General features: G+C 70.3%; 17 protein-coding genes. 15 read left to right on the top strand and 2 right to left on the bottom strand.

Annotated features, from left to right (window positions below; all coding sequences use genetic code 11):
- The 10 genes from pdxT (at nucleotide 1) to OG624_RS09335 (ending at nucleotide 10,712) form a co-directional block, all read left to right on the top strand.
- Nucleotides 1-594, top strand: a complete 594-nt coding sequence (gene pdxT, locus OG624_RS09380) for a pyridoxal 5'-phosphate synthase glutaminase subunit PdxT (protein WP_033222573.1) — start codon at nucleotides 1-3, stop codon at nucleotides 592-594.
- A 57-nt stretch (nucleotides 595-651) separates the two neighbouring features.
- A complete protein-coding gene (locus tag OG624_RS09375) occupies nucleotides 652-1,404 on the top strand; it encodes a YebC/PmpR family DNA-binding transcriptional regulator (RefSeq protein WP_033222575.1) in 753 nt (250 codons plus the stop codon).
- Between the two features lie 129 nt (nucleotides 1,405-1,533).
- Nucleotides 1,534-2,064, top strand: coding sequence for a crossover junction endodeoxyribonuclease RuvC (gene ruvC / locus OG624_RS09370; protein ID WP_030765689.1), 531 nt, complete (start codon nucleotides 1,534-1,536; stop codon nucleotides 2,062-2,064).
- On the top strand, nucleotides 2,061-2,693 hold the full coding sequence (gene ruvA / locus OG624_RS09365; RefSeq protein ID WP_033222576.1) for a Holliday junction branch migration protein RuvA: 633 nt from the start codon (nucleotides 2,061-2,063) through the stop codon (nucleotides 2,691-2,693). Before ruvC ends, ruvA begins: the two co-directional genes overlap by 4 nt.
- A gap of 107 nt (nucleotides 2,694-2,800) precedes the next feature.
- Nucleotides 2,801-3,862, top strand: coding sequence for a Holliday junction branch migration DNA helicase RuvB (gene ruvB, locus OG624_RS09360; protein WP_030723602.1), 1,062 nt, complete (start codon nucleotides 2,801-2,803; stop codon nucleotides 3,860-3,862).
- A gap of 165 nt (nucleotides 3,863-4,027) precedes the next feature.
- Entirely contained in the window at nucleotides 4,028-4,504 is a 477-nt protein-coding gene (yajC, locus tag OG624_RS09355) for a preprotein translocase subunit YajC (RefSeq protein WP_033222578.1), read from the top strand.
- A gap of 153 nt (nucleotides 4,505-4,657) precedes the next feature.
- A complete protein-coding gene (gene secD, locus OG624_RS09350; RefSeq protein WP_078909417.1) occupies nucleotides 4,658-6,442 on the top strand; it encodes a protein translocase subunit SecD in 1,785 nt (594 codons plus the stop codon).
- 3 nt (nucleotides 6,443-6,445) lie between these two features.
- A complete protein-coding gene (secF, locus tag OG624_RS09345) occupies nucleotides 6,446-7,501 on the top strand; it encodes a protein translocase subunit SecF (protein ID WP_266358593.1) in 1,056 nt (351 codons plus the stop codon).
- Nucleotides 7,498-8,052 carry an adenine phosphoribosyltransferase gene (locus tag OG624_RS09340; protein WP_033222585.1) on the top strand — a complete coding sequence of 185 codons (555 nt, stop codon included), beginning with the start codon at nucleotides 7,498-7,500 and terminating at the stop codon, nucleotides 8,050-8,052. Before secF ends, OG624_RS09340 begins: the two co-directional genes overlap by 4 nt.
- Nucleotides 8,053-8,291: 239 nt before the next feature.
- Complete coding sequence (locus OG624_RS09335) at nucleotides 8,292-10,712, top strand: RelA/SpoT family protein (RefSeq protein ID WP_033222587.1); 2,421 nt, start codon at nucleotides 8,292-8,294, stop codon at nucleotides 10,710-10,712.
- A gap of 67 nt (nucleotides 10,713-10,779) precedes the next feature.
- Here OG624_RS09335 and OG624_RS09330 read toward each other — a convergent pair whose 3' ends face one another.
- Nucleotides 10,780-12,009 (bottom strand): DUF349 domain-containing protein, encoded by a 1,230-nt coding sequence (locus OG624_RS09330; protein ID WP_033222589.1) that lies wholly within the window; start codon nucleotides 12,007-12,009, stop codon nucleotides 10,780-10,782.
- A gap of 191 nt (nucleotides 12,010-12,200) precedes the next feature.
- Nucleotides 12,201-12,992 (bottom strand): peptidylprolyl isomerase, encoded by a 792-nt coding sequence (locus OG624_RS09325; RefSeq protein WP_033222595.1) that lies wholly within the window; start codon nucleotides 12,990-12,992, stop codon nucleotides 12,201-12,203.
- A 153-nt stretch (nucleotides 12,993-13,145) separates the two neighbouring features.
- Here OG624_RS09325 and OG624_RS09320 point away from each other — a divergent pair, with 153 nt between their 5' ends.
- The 5 genes from OG624_RS09320 to OG624_RS09300 all read left to right on the top strand — a co-directional run bounded on the left by OG624_RS09320 (nucleotide 13,146) and on the right by OG624_RS09300 (nucleotide 18,200).
- Nucleotides 13,146-13,856: an MBL fold metallo-hydrolase gene (locus OG624_RS09320; RefSeq protein WP_033222599.1), complete on the top strand. Its 711-nt coding sequence runs from the start codon at nucleotides 13,146-13,148 to the stop codon at nucleotides 13,854-13,856.
- A gap of 10 nt (nucleotides 13,857-13,866) precedes the next feature.
- Nucleotides 13,867-15,126, top strand: a complete 1,260-nt coding sequence (gene hisS, locus OG624_RS09315) for a histidine--tRNA ligase (protein WP_033222602.1) — start codon at nucleotides 13,867-13,869, stop codon at nucleotides 15,124-15,126.
- Nucleotides 15,127-15,259: 133 nt separating this feature from the next.
- Entirely contained in the window at nucleotides 15,260-15,877 is a 618-nt protein-coding gene (locus tag OG624_RS09310) for a vitamin K epoxide reductase family protein (RefSeq protein ID WP_033222604.1), read from the top strand.
- A 41-nt stretch (nucleotides 15,878-15,918) separates the two neighbouring features.
- A complete protein-coding gene (locus OG624_RS09305) occupies nucleotides 15,919-17,274 on the top strand; it encodes a replication-associated recombination protein A (protein WP_033222606.1) in 1,356 nt (451 codons plus the stop codon).
- A 20-nt stretch (nucleotides 17,275-17,294) separates the two neighbouring features.
- A complete protein-coding gene (locus tag OG624_RS09300) occupies nucleotides 17,295-18,200 on the top strand; it encodes a DUF2199 domain-containing protein (protein ID WP_352164213.1) in 906 nt (301 codons plus the stop codon).
- Nucleotides 18,201-18,216 lie beyond the last annotated feature (16 nt).

Below are 18,216 nucleotides of genomic sequence, written 5' to 3'. Positions count from 1 at the left end.
ATGACGAACACCCCCGTGATCGGTGTCCTGGCTCTCCAGGGCGACGTACGGGAACACCTGATCGCCCTGGCCGCGGCGGACGCCGTGGCCAGGCCGATCCGGCGTCCCGAGGAGCTCGCCGAGGTCGACGCCCTGGTGATCCCCGGCGGCGAGTCCACCACCATGTCGAAGCTCGCCGTGCTGTTCGGCATGCTGGAGCCGCTGCGCGAGCGCGTGGCCGCCGGCATGCCCGTGTACGGCACCTGCGCCGGCATGATCATGCTGGCGGACAAGCTCCTGGACGGCCGTGAGGACCAGGAGACCCTGGGCGGCATCGACATGATCGTCCGCCGCAACGCCTTCGGCCGCCAGAACGAGTCCTTCGAGGCGAAGATCGACTTCGCGGGCATAGCGGGCGGCCCGGTCGAGGGCGTCTTCATCCGTGCCCCCTGGGTCGAGTCCGTCGGCGCCGCCGCCGAGGTGCTCGCCACGTACGACGGCCACACCGTCGCCGTGCGCCAAGGCAATGTCCTCGCCACCTCGTTCCACCCCGAGCTGACCGGAGACGACCGCGTTCACGCGTACTTCGTCGACATGGTGCGCGCCGGGCTGTAACGGCGTCCCGGTAGGATCTGAGGCGAACATTGTTGGTGACGCGAAGGAGACAGGCAGATGTCCGGCCACTCTAAATGGGCTACGACGAAGCACAAGAAGGCCGTGGTTGACGCCAAGCGCGGCAAGCTCTTCGCGAAGCTGATCAAGAACATCGAGGTCGCGGCCCGTATGGGCGGTGCCGACATCGATGGCAACCCGACGCTCTTCGACGCCATCCAGAAGGCCAAGAAGAGCTCGGTCCCGAACAAGAACATCGACTCCGCGGTCAAGCGCGGCGGCGGTCTCGAGGCCGGCGGCGCCGACTACGAGACGATCATGTACGAAGGCTACGGCCCGAACGGCGTCGCGGTGCTCATCGAGTGCCTCACCGACAACCGCAACCGCGCCGCGTCCGACGTGCGGGTCGCCATGACCCGCAACGGCGGTTCGATGGCCGACCCGGGCTCGGTCTCGTACCTGTTCAACCGCAAGGGTGTCGTCCTGCTGCCCAAGGGCGAGCTCTCCGAGGACGACGTCCTGGAGACGGTGCTCGACGCGGGCGCCGAAGAGGTCAACGACCTCGGCGAGAGCTTCGAGATCATCAGCGAGGCCACCGACATGGTCGCGGTCCGCACCGCGCTCCAGAGCGCCGGTATCGACTACGACTCGGCCGACTCCAACTTCCTGCCGACCATGCAGGTCGAGCTGGACGAAGAGGGCGCGCGCAAGATCTTCAAGCTGATCGACGCGCTGGAGGACAGCGACGACGTGCAGAACGTCTTCGCCAACTTCGACGTCTCGGACGAGGTCATGGAGAAGGTCGACGCCTGACCGGCGTCCACCGCTCACAGCATCGGGCAGCGGGCCGACGGGGACACACCCCGGCGGCCCGCTGCTTTGTCAGTGCCACCCGATAACCTGCGAAGCTGCACGTACAGGAGAGCGAAGAAGGGGGCACGGGTGCGGGTACTGGGCGTTGACCCGGGGCTGACGCGATGTGGTGTCGGCGTCGTCGAGGGGGTGGCCGGCCGCCCCCTGACCATGATCGGCGTGGGGGTCGTACGGACGCCCGCGGACGCCGAGTTGGGCCTGCGGCTCGTCGCCATCGAGCAGGGCATCGAGGAATGGCTCGACACGCACCGGCCCGAAGTCGTCGCCGTGGAGCGCGTGTTCAGCCAGCACAACGTCAGCACCGTGATGGGCACCGCCCAGGCGAGCGCCGTCGCGATGCTGTGCGCGGCCCGTCGCGGGATACCGGTCGCCCTGCACACCCCCAGCGAGGTCAAGGCCGCCGTCACCGGCAGCGGCCGCGCCGACAAGGCCCAGGTCGGCGCGATGGTCACCCGGTTGCTCAGGCTGGACGCGCCGCCCAAGCCGGCGGACGCCGCCGACGCCCTCGCCCTGGCCATCTGTCACATCTGGCGGGCCCCCGCCCAGAACCGCCTCCAGCAGGCGGTCGCCCTGCACGCCTCGAAAGGCCGTACCCGATGATCGCCTTCGTCAGCGGCCCCGTCGCCGCACTCGCCCCCACCCTTGCCGTGATCGAGGTCGGGGGAGTGGGCATGGCCGTGCAGTGCACGCCCACCACCATCTCCGGCCTGCGGATGGGGGAGACGGCCCGGCTGGCCACCTCCCTCGTCGTACGCGAGGACTCGCTGACCCTGTACGGCTTCGCCGACGACGACGAGCGGCAGGTCTTCGAGATCCTGCAGACCGCCAGCGGGGTCGGGCCACGGCTCGCCCAGGCGATGCTCGGCGTGCACAGCCCCGACGCGCTGCGGCTGGCCGTCTCCACCGGCGACGAGAAGGCCCTCGTGGCGGTGCCGGGCATCGGCAAGAAGGGCGCCCAGAAACTACTCCTCGAACTGAAGGGCAAGCTGGGAGCCCCGCTGGGCAGCAGCGGCCTCGTGGGCGCCCAGCGGGCCGCGGCCTCCGGGCCCGCCCCCTGGACCGAACAGCTCTCCGCCGCCCTGATCGGCCTCGGCTACGCCCCGCGCGACGCGGAGGACGCGGTCGCGGCCGTCACCCCGCAGGCCGAGGCCGCCATCGCCGCCGGTGGCGCCGCCCCCGTCCCGCAGCTCCTGCGGGCGGCCCTCCAGTCCCTGAACCGGGCCCGCTGACCCGATCGAGCCCCGCCGGCGTCCGGGGCGCGGGTCCGGGCGGAGCCCGGTAGCGCGCCCGGAGGGGCCGAAGAAACGCACCACCACCGAGAAGGCAGACTGACAGCGTGAACTGGGAAGACGAGAGCGACGACCGGATCGTGGCGGCCGCCGCCGACGGCGAGGACACCGCCGTCGAGGCGGCGCTGCGACCGAAGGACCTCGGGGAGTTCGTCGGCCAGGAGAAGGTCCGCCAGCAGCTGGACCTCGTCCTCAAGGCGGCCCGGCAGCGCGGAGCCACCGCCGACCACGTCCTGCTCTCCGGCGCGCCCGGCCTCGGCAAGACCACCCTGTCCATGATCATCGCGGCCGAGATGGGCGCGCCCATCCGCATCACCTCCGGCCCCGCCATCCAGCACGCCGGCGACCTCGCCGCGATCCTCTCCTCCCTCCAGGAGGGCGAGGTCCTCTTCCTCGACGAGATCCACCGCATGTCCCGGCCCGCCGAGGAGATGCTCTACATGGCCATGGAGGACTTCCGCGTCGACGTGATCGTCGGCAAGGGCCCCGGAGCCACCGCGATCCCGCTGGAGCTGCCGCCCTTCACCCTGGTCGGCGCCACCACCCGAGCCGGACTGCTGCCCCCGCCCCTGCGGGACCGCTTCGGTTTCACCGGGCACATGGAGTTCTACGCCCCCGAGGAGCTGGAGCGCGTCATCCACCGCTCCGCCCGCCTTCTCGACGTGGAGATCGACACCGCGGGCGCCGCCGAGATCGCCGGACGCTCCCGCGGCACCCCGCGCATCGCCAACCGCCTGCTGCGCCGGGTCCGCGACTACGCCCAGGTCCGGGCGGACGGTGTGATCAACCGCGAGGTGGCCGGTACCGCCCTCCAGGTGTACGAGGTGGACGGGCGCGGCCTCGACCGACTGGATCGCGCCGTTCTCGAAGCACTGCTCAAGCTGTTCGGCGGCGGGCCCGTGGGCCTGTCCACCCTCGCCGTGGCCGTCGGCGAGGAGCGGGAGACCGTGGAGGAGGTCGCCGAGCCGTTCCTGGTCCGCGAGGGGCTGCTCGCGCGCACGCCCCGGGGAAGGGTGGCGACGCCCGCCGCATGGGCCCACCTGGGACTCGTACCGCCGCAGCACGGCGGGAGTGGATCAAGCGGACAACAGGGCTTGTTCGGGGCCTGACGGCGCGGAGGTTCGCCCCCTCAGGAACTGCGGTGCCATGCTGGGCGTTGTTCCATCGGTGCGGACTCGCCTAGACTCCGCCGATGCCGACCCTTCGGGTCGGTGTGCCCACCCCCGTAGAAAAGGCCGCCGCGCGCGTGCGGTCGTGCGAAGGATCTCCGTCCCGTGAATCTCGTGACACTCCTCCCGTTCATCGTGCTCATCGGGGCGATGTTCCTGATGACCCGCTCCGCGAAGAAGAAGCAGCAGGCAGCCGCGCAGATGCGCGACCACATGACGCCCGGCACCGGGGTCCGCACCATCGGCGGCATGTACGCCACGGTGAAGGAGATCGGTGACGACACGGTCACTCTCGAGCTGGCCCCCGGCGTCCACGCGATCTTCGCGAAGAACTCCATCGGTGCCGTTCTGGAGGACGCGGAGTACAACCGCATCGTCCACGGCATCGACGACGACGAGGCGACCGACACGCCGGTCGTCCCGGACGACGCCTCTTCCCTGACCGAGGCCCCGAAGACGGACCTCACCAAGGACGAGGACGAGGCTCCCAAGCTCGACCTGGGCAAGAAGGACGAGGACGCGCCCAAGGGCGACGACGAGCCCAAGGACGGAAAGTCCGACGGCGAGGCCGGCGCGAAGTAACGCTCGGCGGGGGACCGTGGAGGCGCCCGACCGGCGACCCGCACGGTCCCCGTCTGTGACACTTCTGCGGGGGGCAGGGGTCCCCACCACACATTTCGTGGCCGTCCCCGCGCTGACCCGGCGCGGGACGGTTGGACAGGGAGAAACGACAAGGTGGCAGCACCGAAGAAGGGCCGGCGGCCCACGGGGGCTCAGGGGAGGCCGGGGCGCGCCCTGGCGATCATCCTGATCGCGATGGTGGCGCTCACCGCTGGGATGTTCCTCTCCAAGCAGACGACTCCCAGGCTGGGCATCGACCTCGCCGGCGGCACGAGCATCACGCTCAAGGCCAAGAGCGAGCCCGGCAAAGAGAGCGCCATCAACGAGACCAACATGAACACGGCGGTCGGCATCATCGACCGCCGCGTCAACGGTCTCGGCGTGTCCGAGGCGGAGGTCCAGACCCAGGGTCGCGACCACATCATCGTGAACATCCCCAAGGGGACGAACGAGCAGCAGGCGCGCGAGCAGGTCGGTACCACCGCCCAGCTGTACTTCCGCCCGGTCATCGCCTTCGCGGACGGCTCCCCGGCCGCTCCCGAGGGCACCCCGAGCCCGAGCCCCTCCGCGAGCGGCTCCACGGCTCCCAAGGCCGGGGACGGCAAGACCAGCCCCTCCGCCACCCCGTCGTCCAGCGCCACTTCCCAGGGCCGCGCGCTCAGTGAGGCCCTCAAGGCCCCGGCCGCCCCCACTCCCTCGCCCTCGGCGAGCGAGTCGAAGAAGGCAGACGACACCAAGGCTCCGTCGCCCTCCGCCTCCGCTCCGGCGACCGGTGACGAGGCCGCCGCCGCGGCCCTCCAGGCCAAGTTCGCGGCTCTGGACTGCAACGACCCGGCGCAGCGCGCCGCCGCCGGCCAGGGCGCCAAGCCCGAGGAGCCGATGATCGCCTGTGGTCAGCGCGGCGACGCCTGGGGCAAGTGGGTCCTCGGCCCGGCCCAGGTCAACGGTCAGGACGTGAAGGAAGCCAAGGGGCAGATCGACCCCCAGCGCGGCCAGTGGATCGTCACCATGCAGTTCACCGACAAGGGCGCCGACAAGTTCGCCAAGATCACCGGTGAGCTGGCCACCAAGCAGATGCCGCAGAACCAGTTCGCGATCGTGCTCGACGGCAAGGTCATCTCCGACCCGTCCGTGAGCCAGGCGCTGACCGGTGGCAACGCCGAGATCTCGGGCGGCTTCACCCAGCAGTCCGCGCAGGACCTGGGCAACATGCTTTCCTACGGCGCCCTGCCGCTCTCCTTCTCCGAGGACAGCGTCACCACCGTCACGGCCGCGCTCGGCGGCGAGCAGCTGAAGGCCGGCCTGATCGCCGGTGCCATCGGCCTCGCCCTCGTGGTGATCTACCTGCTCATGTACTACCGGGGCCTGGCGTTCATCGCCATCATCAGCCTCCTGGTGTCCGCGATCCTGACCTACACGATCATGTCGCTGCTCGGAAAGGGCATCGGCTTCGCGCTGAACCTGCCCGCCGTCTGCGGCGCGATCGTGGCGATCGGTATCACGGCGGACTCGTTCATCGTGTACTTCGAACGCATCCGGGACGAGATCCGTGAGGGCCGCACCCTGCGTCCGGCCGTCGAGCGCGCCTGGCCGCGCGCCCGTCGCACGATCCTGGTCTCCGACTTCGTGTCGTTCCTCGCCGCGGCGGTGCTGTTCATCGTCACGGTGGGCAAGGTGCAGGGCTTCGCCTTCACACTGGGACTTACCACCCTGCTCGACGTGGTCGTGGTGTTCCTCTTCACCAAGCCCGTCATGACCCTGGTGGCGCGGACGAACTTCTTCGCCGGCGGTCACCCGTGGTCCGGGCTGGACCCGAAGCGGCTGGGCGCCAAGCCTCCGCTGCGCCGGTCCCGCCGCACCGGTTCCGCCCCCGCCCCCGTCGACGCAAAGGAGGCGTGAGAGATGTCGAAGCTGGGAGATCTCGGCGCCAAGCTGTACCGCGGTGAGGTCGGCTACGACTTCGTCGGCAAGCGCTTTCTCTGGTACGGCGTTTCCATCCTGATCACCATCACGGCGATCGTCGCCCTGGCCGTCCAGGGCCTCAACATGGGCATCGAGTTCAAGGGCGGTGCCGTCTTCACCACCCCGAAGACGACCGTCTCCGTCGCCGCGGCCACGGAGGCCGCGGAGAAGGTCTCGGGCCACGACGCGATCGTCCAGGAGCTCGGCACCGGCGGACTGCGCATCCAGATCTCGGGTGTGGACACCGGCGCCGCCACCGACATCAAGCAGAAGCTCGCCACCGACCTCAAGGTCGACCAGGCCGCCATCAACGCCGACCTGGTCGGCCCCAGCTGGGGCGAGCAGATCGCGAACAAGGCCTGGACCGGCCTCGGGATCTTCATGGTCCTCGTGGTGATCTACCTGGCCATCGCCTTCGAGTGGCGCATGGCGGTCGCGGCGCTGATCGCGCTGATCCACGACCTCACCATCACCGTCGGCGTGTACGCGCTCGTCGGCTTCGAGGTCACCCCGGGTACGGTCATCGGTCTGCTGACGATCCTCGGTTACTCCCTCTACGACACCGTCGTCGTCTTCGACGGTCTGAAGGAGGGCTCGAAGGACATCACGAAGCAGACCCGCTGGACGTACAGCGAGATCGCCAACCGCAGCATCAACGGCACCCTGGTCCGCTCGATCAACACCACGGTCGTGGCGCTGCTCCCGGTCGCCGCCCTGCTGTTCATCGGTGGCGGTTTCCTGGGCGCGGGCATGCTCAACGACATCTCGCTGTCGCTGTTCGTCGGCCTCGCGGCCGGTGCGTACTCCTCGATCTTCATCGCGACCCCGCTGGTCGTCGACCTCAAGGAGCGCGAGCCGGCGATGAAGGCGCTCAAGAAGCGGGTGCTCGCCAAGCGGGCGGCCGCTGCGGCCAAGGGCGAGTCACCGGACGAGGGCTACGACGCCGAGGACGAGCCGCAGGTCGTGGCGCAGGGCCGGTCGGGACGGCGACGTTGACCGCGCCGCTGTCCGAGGACGTCCGGGCCCTGTTGCTCGGCCGGATCAAGGACGTACCGGACTACCCGAAGCCGGGCGTGATGTTCAAGGACATCACCCCGCTGCTGGCGGACCCCAAGGCGTTCGCCGCACTGACGGACACGCTGGTGGAGCTGGCCGGGCTGTACGGCGCGACGAAGATCGTCGGGCTGGAGGCGCGGGGGTTCATCCTCGCGGCTCCGGTCGCCGTGCAGGCCGGGATCGGCTTCGTGCCGGTGCGCAAGGCCGGGAAGCTGCCGGGTGCGACGCTGGCGCAGTCGTACGAGCTGGAGTACGGCACCGCGGAGATCGAGGTCCACGCGGAGGACCTGTCGGCCGGTGACCGGGTCATGGTCATCGACGACGTGCTGGCCACCGGTGGTACCGCGGAGGCCTCGCTCTCGCTGATCCGGCGGGCCGGGGCGCAGGTCGCGGGCGTGGCGGTCCTGATGGAGCTGTCGTTCCTGCCGGGGCGGGCCAAGCTGGCCGATTCCCTGGCGGGGGCTCCGCTGGACGCGCTGATCGTGGTCTGACCCTGTTGTGCCGAAGCGGCGGGTATCCGGGACACCCCGGGTGCCCGCCGCTTGCGCTTCCGGGTGCGGGCCGGTCGCCCGGGGCGGAGCCCCAGGAGCGGACCCGCACCGAAACGGTCTCGGAGAAGCCTCGCGGAACGAGGGACGCGAACCCTCGCTACCATGGGTTGTCCGGACCGGACTCGGGCACCGGATCCACCCCCGAACTCCGTCCGGGGGGACCCCCGTGAGGAGCGCTCTTGCCAGACGAGGTCCAGCCAATCTCCGCCGCGCAGCCCGACCCGCAGGCCGAGCAGGCCACGGCGGCCCCCGCCACGCCCCCGCCGGCGCCGCCGGTCAAGCCCGCGCCGACGAAGTCCGCCGGGTCCTCGAACCGCGTGCGCGCCCGTCTCGCCCGGCTCGGCGTACAGCGCTCGAACCCGTACAACCCGGTTCTGGAGCCGCTGCTCCGTATAGTCCGCAGCAACGACCCGAAGATCGAGACGTCGACGCTGCGCCAGCTGGAGCAGGCCTACCAGGTGGCCGAGCGCTGGCACCGCGGCCAGAAGCGCAAGAGCGGCGACCCGTACATCACCCACCCGCTCGCGGTGACCACCATCCTCGCCGAGCTCGGCATGGACCCGGCCACCCTCATGGCCGGTCTGCTGCACGACACGGTCGAGGACACCGAGTACGGCCTCGAAGACCTGCGCCGCGACTTCGGCGACGCCGTGGCCCTGCTCGTCGACGGCGTCACCAAGCTGGACCGGGTGAAGTTCGGCGAGGCCGCGCAGGCGGAGACCGTCCGCAAGATGGTCGTGGCGATGGCCAAGGACCCGCGCGTCCTGGTCATCAAGCTCGCCGACCGGCTGCACAACATGCGCACCATGCGCTACCTCAAGCGGGAGAAGCAGGAGAAGAAGGCCCGCGAGACCCTTGAGATCTATGCCCCGCTGGCGCACCGGCTGGGCATGAACACGATCAAGTGGGAGCTCGAAGACCTCTCCTTCGCGATCCTCTACCCGAAGATGTACGACGAGATCGTGCGCCTGGTCGCCGAGCGCGCGCCCAAGCGCGACGAGTACCTCGCCGTCGTCACCGACGAGGTGCAGGTCGACCTCAGAGCCGCCCGCATCAAGGCCACCGTCACGGGCCGCCCGAAGCACTACTACAGCGTCTACCAGAAGATGATCGTCCGCGGCCGTGACTTCGCGGAGATCTACGACCTGGTGGGCATTCGCGTCCTCGTCGACACCGTCCGGGACTGCTACGCGGCCCTGGGCACCGTGCACGCGCGATGGAACCCGGTCCCCGGCCGGTTCAAGGACTACATCGCGATGCCCAAGTTCAACATGTACCAGTCGCTCCACACGACGGTCATCGGGCCCAGCGGCAAGCCCGTCGAACTGCAGATTCGCACCTTCGACATGCACCGCCGCGCCGAGTACGGCATCGCCGCGCACTGGAAGTACAAGCAGCAGACCGTCGCCGGCACCTCCAAGGTCCGCACCGACGTCCCGCAGGCCGCCAAGGGCAGCGCCGGCCAGGACACGGTCAACGACATGGCCTGGCTGCGCCAGCTGCTGGACTGGCAGAAGGAGACCGAGGACCCGGGCGAGTTCCTCGACTCGCTGCGCTTCGACCTCTCCCGCAACGAGGTCTTCGTCTTCACCCCCAAGGGCGACGTCATCGCGCTGCCCGCCGGAGCCACCCCCGTGGACTTCGCGTACGCCGTTCACACCGAGGTCGGCCACCGGACGATAGGGGCCAGGGTCAACGGCCGGCTCGTCCCGCTGGAGTCCACGCTCGACAACGGCGACCTGGTCGAGGTCTTCACCTCCAAGGCCGAGGGCGCGGGCCCGTCCCGCGACTGGCTCGGCTTCGTCAAATCCCCGCGGGCCCGCAACAAGATCCGCGCCTGGTTCTCCAAGGAGCGCCGCGACGAGGCCATCGAGCACGGCAAGGACGCCATCGCGCGGGCCATGCGCAAGCAGAACCTGCCCATCCAGCGCATCCTGACCGGCGACTCGCTCGTCACCCTCGCGCACGAGATGCGCTACCCCGACATCTCCTCCCTCTACGCGGCGATCGGCGAGGGCCACGTGGCCGCGCAGGGCGTCGTGCAGAAGCTGGTGGCGGCCCTCGGCGGCGAGGAAGCGGCCAACGAGGACATCGAGGAATCGATCCCGCCGGCGCGCGGCCGCAAGCGGCGCAGCAACGCCGACCCGGGTGTCGTCGTCAAGGGCGTCGACGACGTGTGGGTCAAGCTGGCCCGCTGCTGCACCCCGGTGCCGGGCGACCCGATCGTCGGCTTCGTCACGCGCGGCAGTGGCGTATCGGTTCACCGCGCGGACTGCGTCAACGTGGACTCCCTCTCCCAGGAGCCCGAGCGGATGCTGGAGGTCGAGTGGGCGCCCACCCAGTCCTCCGTCTTCCTGGTCGCCATCCAGGTCGAGGCGCTGGACCGGTCCCGGCTGCTGTCGGACGTCACGCGGGTCCTGTCGGACCAGCACGTCAACATCCTCTCGGCGGCCGTCCAGACCTCCCGTGACCGGGTGGCCACCTCCCGGTTCACCTTCGAGATGGGCGACCCCAAGCACCTGGGTCACGTCCTGAAGGCCGTCCGGGGCGTCGAGGGCGTCTACGACGTCTACCGCGTCACCTCGGCCCGCAGGCCGTAGCGGACAGCGCGAGGGCCCCGGTACGGATCTCCGTACCGGGGCCCTCGTCGTGCGCGGGCGGCCCGAATCAGCCGCCGAACTCCTCCAGGCCCTTCAGTGCCTGGTCCAGCAGGGCCTGGCGGCCCTCCAGCTCGCGCGAGAGCTTGTCGGCCTTGGCGTTGTTGCCCGCCGCACGCGCCGCGTCGATCTGCTCACGCAGCTTGTCGACCGCCGCCTGGAGCTGACCCGTCAGACCGGCCGCGCGGGCCCGTGCCTCCGGGTTCGTACGACGCCACTCGCCCTCCTCGGCCTCCTGGATCGCCCGCTCGACCGAGTGCATCCGGCCCTCGACCTTGGGCCGGGCGTCCCGCGGCACGTGGCCGATGGCCTCCCAGCGCTCGTTCAGGGAGCGGAACGCGGCACGGGCCGCCTTCAGGTCCGTGATCGGGACGAGCTTCTCGGCCTCGTCGGCCAGCTCCTCCTTGAGCTTCAGGTTCTCGATCTGCTCGGCGTCACGCTCGGCGAAGACCTCGCTGCGGGCCGCGAAGAACACGTCCTGCGCACCGCGGAAGCGGTTCCACAGGTCGTCCTCGGCCTCGCGCTGCGCCCGGCCCGCCGCCTTCCAGTCCGCCATCAGCTCGCGGTAGCGGGCGGCCGTCGGACCCCAGTCGGTCGACTTCGACAGCGACTCGGCCTCCGCGACCAGCTTCTCCTTGACCTTGCGGGCATCCTCGCGCTGCGCGTCCAGCGAGGCGAAGTGCGCCTTGCGGCGCTTGGAGAAGGCGGAACGGGCGTGGGAGAACCGGTGCCACAGCTCGTCGTCCGACTTGCGGTCGAGACGCGGCAGCCCCTTCCAGATGTCCACCAGGGCGCGCAGCCGCTCACCGGCACTGCGCCACTGGTCGCTCTGTGCCAGCTGCTCGGCCTCGACGACCAGCGCGTCCTTGGCCGCACGGGCCTCGTCCGTCTGCTTGGCCTTCGCCACCTTGCGTTCCTCGCGGCGCGACTCGACGGTCGTGACCAGCTTGTCCAGCCGCACCCGCAGGGCGTCCAGGTCACCCACGGCGTGGTGCTCGTCGACCTGCGTGCGCAGGTGGTCGATCGCCGTCTGGGCGTCCTTGGCGGACAGATCAGTGGTCCGCACCCGCTTTTCGAGGAGGCCGATCTCGACCACCAGGCCCTCGTACTTGCGCTCGAAATAGGCCAGGGCCTCCTCAGGGGTGCCGGCCTGCCACGATCCGACGACCTGCTCGCCCTCGGAAGTACGCACGTACACGGTGCCCGTCTCGTCGACTCGGCCCCACGGGTCGCTGCTCACAGCGCCTCCTCCACCTGATGCCTTGCGAGGGGTTCACCCCCTGGGCATCGTCCACAGTTTCCTGGGGCGGGCAGCGCCCGCCCTGCACAACGCCAACATAGGCGACCGCCGGGCCGGCTGTCCGCATCCCGCACGACGGAATATCGGCGTACGGGCGGCGGACCGGCCGGGCCCGGGGTCGGCGCATCACGTCAGTTCTGGGTGACGGTGCCCTTCTCGATCTTCACCTCGGTCTTGGGCGCGCCGTCCTGGCCGCCGTCGACCGTACCGGCCTTCGCGATCTCTTCCAGGACCTTCATACCGGCCGCGTCGATCTTGCCGAACGGCGTGTACGTCGGCGTCAGCGGGCTGTCCTTGTAGACCAGGAAGAACTGGCTGCCGCCCGAGCCGGGCTGACCCGTGTTCGCCATGGCCACCGTGCCGGCCGGGTAGACGACCTGGCCCTGCTCGTTGGCCTTGCCCAGCGAGTCGAGGTTCTCGTCCGGGATGTTGTAGCCCGGGCCGCCGCGGCCGGTGCCCTCGGGGTCACCGCACTGGAGTACGAAGATGCCGCCGGACGTCAGTCGGTGGCACTTGGTGTTGTCGAAGTAGCCCTTGTCGGCGAGCGACTTGAAGGAGTTCACGGTCTGCGGGGTCTTCGCCGCGTCCATCGCGAAGTTGATGTCACCCGCGCTCGTCTTCAGCGCGAAGGTGTACTTCGCCTTCTGGTCGATCGCCATCTCCGGCGAGGGGGACTGCTTGGGCGCCGGCTCGCTCGCCGAGGCCGACGGGCTCGCGGACGGGTCCGCCGCCGAGTCCTTCTTGTCCTTGTCGAAGACCCCGCCGACGATCAGGCCCACCAGCGTCGCGATCACCACGGCCACCGCCGCACCGATCACGGCCGCCCGTTGGCGCGACTTCCGCCGGGCCTCGACCCGGCGCTTCTGCTGCCGCTCGTACTTCTCCTTGGCGAGCTGTCGCCGTCGCTGATCGCTCGTGACCACCGGGTCGTCTCCTTGTACGTGTCTGCTACTGCTGTCCGGGCTGGGATAGGCCGTACCGTATATGGGTTCGCTGTGTAATGAGCGGCGCCGGTAGGCTCTGAGCAGCAGCATTCCTGTCTGCAGCCTCCCGCCGGACGACGATTGAGGACGAACGTGCTGATTGCCGGGTTCCCCGCAGGCGCTTGGGGCACCAATTGCTACGTGGTCGCCCCCGCCGCCGGTGAGGAGTGCGTCATCATCGACCCGGGCCATCAGGCCGCCCAGGGTGTCGAGGAGACGCTGAGGAAGCATCGGCTCAAGCCCGTCGCGGTCGTCCTGACCCACGGCCACATCGATCATGTGGCCTCGGTGGTCCCGGTGTGCGGAGCACACGACGTACCGGCCTGGATCCACCCCGAGGACCGCTACATGATGAGCGACCCGGAGAAGGCCCTCGGCCGCTCCATCGGGATGCCGCTCATGGGCGAGCTGACCGTGGGGGAGCCGGACGACGTCCGCGAGCTGTCCGACGGCGCCACCCTGAAATTGGCCGGAATGGAATTCTCCGTGGCGCACGCGCCGGGGCATACCAAGGGGTCGGTGACCTTCCGGATGCCCGAGCTGACCGACATCCCGCCGGTCTTCTTCTCGGGCGATCTGCTCTTCGCCGGCTCCATCGGACGCACCGACCTGCCCGGCGGCTCCCACGCCGAGATTCTCGAATCGCTGGGCCGCGTGTGCCTGCCGCTCGACGACTCGACCGTGGTGCTGTCCGGCCACGGTCCCCAGACCACCATCGGCCGCGAGCGCGCGACCAACCCCTACCTGCGGGAAGTCGCCGCCGGGCTCGGAGACGGCACCGCCGCTCCACGACGAGGAATGTGACGAAAGTTTCGTGAGCACTTTCAAGGCCCCCAAGGGCACGTACGACCTGATCCCGCCGTACTCGGCCAAGTACCTGGCGGTCCGCGACGCCATCTCCGCCCCGCTGCGCAAGGCCGGGTACGGCTACATCGAGACGCCGGGCTTTGAAGACGTGAACCTCTTCGCCCGCGGTGTCGGCGAGTCCACCGACATCGTCACCAAGGAGATGTTCACCCTCACCACCAAGGGTGGCACCAACCTCGCCCTGCGCCCCGAAGGCACCGCCTCCGTGTTGCGCGCCGCCCTGGAGGCCAGCCTGCACAAGCAGGGCAACCTCCCGGCCAAGCTCTGGTACTCCGGCTCGTACTACCGCTACGAGCGTCCGCAGAAGGGCCGCTACCGCCACTTCTCGCAGGTCGGCGCCGAGGCCATCGGCTCCGAGGACCCGGCGCTCGACGCCGAGCTGATCATCCTGGCCGACGAGGCCTACCGCACCCTCGGCCTGTCGAACTTCCGCATCCTGCTGAACTCGCTCGGCGACAAGGAGTGCCGCCCCGTCTACCGCGAGGCGCTGCAGACCTTCCTGGGCGGTCTCGACCTCGACGAGGAGACCGTCCGCCGGGCCGAGATCAACCCGCTGCGCGTCCTCGACGACAAGCGGCCCGAGGTGCAGAAGCAGCTGGTCGGCGCGCCGGTGCTGCGCGACTACCTGTGCGACGCGTGCAAGGCGTACCACGAGGAGGTGCGGGCGCTGATCACGGCCGCCGGCGTCGTCTTCGAGGACGACGAGAAGCTGGTGCGCGGGCTGGACTACTACACCCGGACCACCTTCGAGTTCGTCCACGACGGTCTCGGCGCGCAGTCCGCGGTGGGCGGCGGCGGCCGCTACGACGGCCTGTCCGAGATGATCGGCGGACCGGCCCTGCCGTCGGTGGGCTGGGCGCTCGGCGTGGACCGCACCGTCCTGGCCCTGGAGGCCGAGGGCATCGAGCTGGACATCCCGGCGACGACGACGGTCTTCGCGGTGGCGCTCGGCGAGGCCAAGCCGGCCGTGTTCGGGCTGGTGACCCAGCTGCGCAAGGCCGGTGTCGCGGCGGACATGTCGTACGGCGGCAAGGGCCTCAAGGGCGCCATGAAGGACGCCAACCGCAGCGGTGCGCGCTTCGCGATCGTGGCGGGCGAGCGGGACCTCGCCGAGGGCGTCGTCCAGCTGAAGGACATGGAGTCCGGCGAGCAGTCGCCCGTCCCCGTCGCCGAGCTGGTCGACACGGTCCGCGCCCGCCTCGCCTGACGGCAACCGGCCACGACGGCACCGCGGTACGCACGACGGGGGCCGGGGATCTTTCCCCGGCCCCCGTCCGTTCACAGGCTCGTACGGCACAATGGCCCGTGCTTGATCACCTGGCAGATGTGGAGCGGGCGGTATGACGACACGAGGCGCGGACGCGGACACCGCCCGGGGCAGGACCGTCGGAGGAAGCCGGGCCCTGGCCCTGCTGCTGGTGATCACCGGAGCCGCGGGTCTGCTCGCCGCCTGGGTGATCACGATCGACAAGTTCAAGCTGCTGGAGGACCCGACCTTCAAGCCGGCCTGCAGCCTGAACCCGATCGTCTCCTGCGGCAACATCATGACGAGCGACCAGGCGTCGGCCTTCGGCTTCCCGAACCCGATGCTCGGACTCGTCGCCTACGGGATCGTGATCTGCGTCGGCATGAGCATGCTCGCCGGGGCCTCGTTCCGCCCCTGGTACTGGCTCACCTTCAACGCCGGTACCCTCTTCGGCGTCGTCTTCTGCACCTGGCTCATGTACCAGTCGCTGTACAACATCAACTCGCTCTGCCTGTGGTGCTGCCTGGCCTGGGTCGCCACCATCTTCATGTTCTGGTACGTCACCGCGCACAACGTCGCCGAAGGCCTGCTGCCCGCCCCGGGCTGGCTCAAGTCCTTCCTCGACGAGTTCACCTGGGTCCTGCCCGTCCTGCACGTCGGGATCATCGGAATGCTGATCCTGACCCGCTGGTGGGACTTCTGGACCTCCTGAGCGCGGGCGGCCCTGTCGGTGGGCTCGCATAGGCTTCCTGTGTGGAACCAGACCTGTTCACCGCCGCTGCCGAAGACCGCCAGGAGAAGGACCCCGCGAGTTCCCCGCTCGCCGTCCGGATGCGCCCGCGCACCCTGGACGAGGTCGTCGGCCAGCAGCACCTGCTGAAGCCCGGATCACCGCTGCGGCGGCTGGTCGGGGAAGGAGCCGGCGGTCCGGCCGGCGCCTCCTCGGTGATCCTCTGGGGTCCGCCCGGCATCGGGAAGACCACCCTGGCCTACGTGGTCAGCCAGGCCACGCAGAAGCGTTTCGTGGAACTGTCCGCCATCACCGCGGGCGTCAAAGAGGTACGGGCCGTCATCGAGGGCGCCAAGCGCGCGGCCGGCGGCTACGGCAAGGAGACCGTCCTCTTCCTCGACGAGATCCACCGCTTCAGCAAGGCCCAGCAGGACTCGCTCCTCCCCGCCGTCGAGAACCGCTGGGTGACGCTGATCGCGGCCACCACCGAGAACCCGTACTTCTCGATCATCTCCCCGTTGCTGTCGCGCTCGCTGCTGCTGACGCTGGAACCGCTGACGGACGAGGATCTGAGCGCCCTGATGCGGCGCGCGCTCACCGAGGAGCGGGGCCTGGGCGGGGCCGTCACCCTCCCGGAGGACGCCGAGGCGCACCTGCTGCGGATCGCCGGCGGCGACGCCCGGCGGGCCCTGACCGCGCTGGAGGCGGGCGCCGGGTCGGCCATCGCCAAGGGCGAGGACGAGATCTCCCTGCAGACGTTGGAGGAGGCGGTCGACCGGGCGGCCGTCCGGTACGACAAGGACGGCGACCAGCACTACGACGTGGCCAGCGCGCTGATCAAGTCGATCCGAGGCTCGGACGTGGACGCCGCCCTGCACTACCTGGCCCGGATGATCGAGGCCGGTGAGGACCCCCGGTTCATCGCCCGTCGCCTGATGATCTCCGCGAGCGAGGACATCGGCCTGGCGGACCCGACGGCCCTGCCGATCGCGGTGGCCGCGGCCCAGGCGGTGGCGATGATCGGCTTCCCGGAGGCGGCGCTGACCCTCTCGCACGCCACGATCGCGCTGGCGCTGGCCCCGAAGTCGAACACCGCCACGACCGCGATCGGCGCGGCGCTGGCCGACGTACGGGCAGGCCTCGCCGGCTCCGTCCCGACGCACCTGCGGGACGGCCACTACAAGGGCGCGGCCAAGCTGGGCCACGCGCAGGGGTACGTGTACCCGCACGACGTGCCGGGCGCGATCGCCGCGCAGCAGTACGCGCCGGACGAGATCCAGGGCAAGCGGTACTACGAGCCGACCCGGTACGGCGCCGAGGCCCGCTACGCGGACGTGGTGGAGAAGGTCCGCGAACGGCTGCGCGGAGGCACCTCGTAACGGTGGCCTACGCTGCCCGGGTGACCACGCACCTCCCCACCTGCGCGTGCTGCGGCGACGCGCTCGCCGACGAGAACCGCATCGACTTCGGCTGCAACCTGCCCGACGCCGCCCTCGGCCTGCCCGAGGAACGCGTCCACCGGCTCGGCGTGCGCGCCCTGCTCCGGGTGGACGGGGTCGGCTGCTTCATCCGCTGCCTGTTGTCCGTCCGGCTGACGCACGGCACGGAGCTGGTCCTCGGCGCCTGGGTGCAGGTGGACGAGGACACCCTGCGCCGCGCCCACGAGCTGTGGGAGCGGCCCGGCTACGCGGAACTCTCCGTCCGGGGCACCTTCGCCAACCGGATCCAGCCCTGGGGCGACGACCTCCTCGGCGCCGAGGTCACCGCGAAGGTCGCCGACGCCGAGGAACTGCCCTGCGTCGTCGACATCCACGACACGGCCGCCGCCCACGTCCTGACCCGGACCTGGGACCGCGACCACGTCCTCAGCCGCTTCCCGTTCCCGCTGCCCGTGGACGTCCGCACCGACCTCGGAGACCACTGGTCGGTCCTGCGGACCTCCGGGCTCACCGCGTCCTTCGCGGACGGCACGGACCATTTCACTGCCCCGGACCGCAGCGCCGCCGTCAACCTGGCGACCGACGACGTGACGGGCCGCGCCCCCGCGGACTTCCTCACCGCCCTGATGTCGGGCGCCCCCGACACCCGACCGGCCCAGCGGGTGCGCGAGCCGCTGGGGGAGGGCGTGCGATACGCGTTCTGGCTGACTCCGCAGGATCACGGCCGGCCGCGCCACGAGTTCTACGGCATGGCCGTCACCGACGGGACCGCCGCCGGACTCTTCTGCACCTACGAGGACCCCGCCGACCTGGAGTGGGCCCAGCGGATCTGGCGCTCCCTCGACCGCGAGGTCGATACCCCGTAGCCCCGGCGTGGCCCTG

It is taken from the genome of Streptomyces virginiae (assembly GCF_041432505.1).
In the GTDB taxonomy this organism is placed as follows: domain Bacteria; phylum Actinomycetota; class Actinomycetes; order Streptomycetales; family Streptomycetaceae; genus Streptomyces; species Streptomyces virginiae_A.
Note: the sequence above shows the minus strand (reverse complement) of the source record. Positions and strands in the feature narration are given on the sequence as shown.